The sequence below is a fragment of the Longimicrobium sp. genome (assembly GCF_036554565.1).
Lineage (GTDB): Bacteria > Gemmatimonadota > Gemmatimonadetes > Longimicrobiales > Longimicrobiaceae > Longimicrobium.
The window spans coordinates 1-2154 of record NZ_DATBNB010000679.1 but is presented as its reverse complement, the minus strand read 5'-3'; the positions used below and the strand labels follow the sequence as shown (position 1 = coordinate 2154).

The 2154-nt window shown below is 72.2% G+C and carries 2 protein-coding genes; one reads left to right on the top strand and one right to left on the bottom strand.

Annotated features, from left to right (window positions below; translation table 11 throughout):
* Positions 1 to 276: 276 nt before the first annotated feature.
* Positions 277 to 1104 carry a hypothetical protein gene (locus VIB55_RS18945; RefSeq protein WP_331878238.1) on the bottom strand — a complete coding sequence of 276 codons (828 nt, stop codon included), beginning with the start codon at positions 1102 to 1104 and terminating at the stop codon, positions 277 to 279.
* A 286-nt stretch (positions 1105 to 1390) separates the two neighbouring features.
* Between VIB55_RS18945 and VIB55_RS18940 the strand changes: the two genes are divergently transcribed.
* Positions 1391 to 2154: alkaline phosphatase family protein (locus tag VIB55_RS18940; RefSeq protein WP_331878237.1), on the top strand; the 764-nt coding region annotated here is incomplete at its 3' end.

Genomic DNA, 2154 nt, shown 5'->3' with positions numbered 1-2154 from the left:
TGGAGCGCGAGTTCCGGCTGACGCGCCTGTCGGCGGCCATCGTCACGGTGGCGCCGGACCGCTGGACCACGCTGGAGGCGCTGGGCGAACGCGTGGCCGAGGCCAAGCGGCAGTCGAAGACGCTTGGCGGCGGCGGCATCGCCGAAGCGGAGCTGTAGGCGGGTTTCGGCCAGGAATCTACCTCACATGGCTCGTCCGCTCAAGGCGTGGCGGGCACGGGAACGACGAAAGGCCCACCATCTCGTGGGCCTTTCGTGCATCCGGCCGGCTGGCGGCTCAGGCGTGGAGCGTGTGCGCCGAGGCCATGGTCACGTCCGGGCCCAGCGTGGCGTCCAGCCCCGGCGCGCGCGAGGCCGGCGCGGCCGAGGGGGCGATCCGCGGCGCGGCCGGCCGCTGCGCGTGCATCATCTCGCGGAACTCGTACACGATCACCCCCTCGTTGCTGACGTCGGAAACGATGCGCAGCCCGTCTTCCAGCGAGTTCAGCACCTTTTCGGCGCGGGGCAGCGTCCACCCCAGCGACGAGGCGACCTCCGTCACCGTCAGCGCGCCGCCGCGCTCCGCCGCCAGCCGCAGCACCGGCTGCTGAAGGGCCTGCAGGATGGCGTCGCGGCGGTCGTCGCGGCGGCGGCGGACCACGTTGTACCGCAGCACGCTTCCGCCCCCCGCCATGGCGCCCATCACCACCATCACCGGTTCCAGCTCGGTGAGGCCGATGGTCATCATCATCACGGCGACGAAGGCCAGCAGGATGGTTCCCACGTAGCCGATGGAGGGCTCGGGAACGTCCACCTGCACCGGGGCCACGGCCTGCGTCCCCGCGCCCACCGGGCTGAGCGCCGCCACCCGCTCGCCGCGCTTGCCCCACCCCTCGCCGCAGCGGGCGCAGGCGCGGTGGTCGTGGCGCATCAGGTAGTACAAAATGCCGCCCGCGCCGAAGAACGGCAGCGTCAGCACGGCCAGCACCATCATCCCCGCCAGGGGGCGGGTCTGCGAAAAGTAGGAGACAGACTGCCCCTGGAAGCCGCAGCGGGGGCAGATGGCCACCGCGCCGGCCAGGGGCGCGCGCCGGGCCGCCTGCACGGCATGCATGGCACGGGGCACGGCCGCACCGCACGAGGAGCAGTGCGCGCTTCCCTGGGCCACGCTGGATCCACACGTCGAGCAATACATCCCACATCCTCCACGCCGCGGACGGGCGGCCAGGTTCGCGTCCCTTGGACTGCAGGTCCCCCACTCATACGACGGCGGGCGCCGCAAGTTTCACGGAGCCGCCCACCGCGTGCGCAGGGTTCTTGCCATGTCGGCTGAACTCAGTGCTCCGCATGGGGTTGCACGAAGGGCGGAGCGAATCGTCGAGAACCGGAAGCAGGGAAGCAGCGGGATGCGGATGACGATCATTCGGCGGGCGGCCGCGCTGGCGGTATTGGCCCCCGCGCTCGGGGCGTGCGGCGGGCTGAACCGGAGCGCGGCCGCGCCCAGGACGTTCGGCGGGGTGGCGCGGCACGTGGTGGTGATCTCGGTGGATGGACTGCGCGCCGACGCCATCGAGGCGGCGGGAGCGGCCAACCTGCAGCGGATGATGCGCGAAGGCGCGTGGTCGCTGCGGGCGCAGACCATCCTGCCCAGCCGCACGCTGCCGTCGCACACCTCCATGATCACCGGCCAGCCCCCCGAGGTGCACGGCATCACCTTCAACGACGAGCGGGTGGACGCGGAGGGGCGGGTGGCGGTGCCCACGATGTTCGACGTGGCCGACAAGGCGGGGCTGTACACGGCGGCCTACTTCGCCAAGGCCAAGTTCCGCCACCTGATCCACGAGGGCGCGCCGGACGACGTGGAGGCGCCGCGCGGGCTCGAGGTGGTGATGGCGCCGCGGATGACGCAGGACGTCGTGCAGTTCCTTCAGTTCCGCCGGCCGGACCTGCTGTTCGTGCACATTCCCGATCCCGACATCGCGGGGCACTCCGTGGGGTGGATGTCGACGCCCTACCGCTGGGCCGTGCGCCGGGCGGACGCGGCGGTGGAGCAGATCCGCCGCGCGGCGGTGCGCACCTTCGGCGACGACGTGGTGGTGATCGTGACGGCGGACCACGGCGGGCACGGGCGCGACCACGGCACCGACGCGCCCGAGGACATGACCATCCCGTGGAT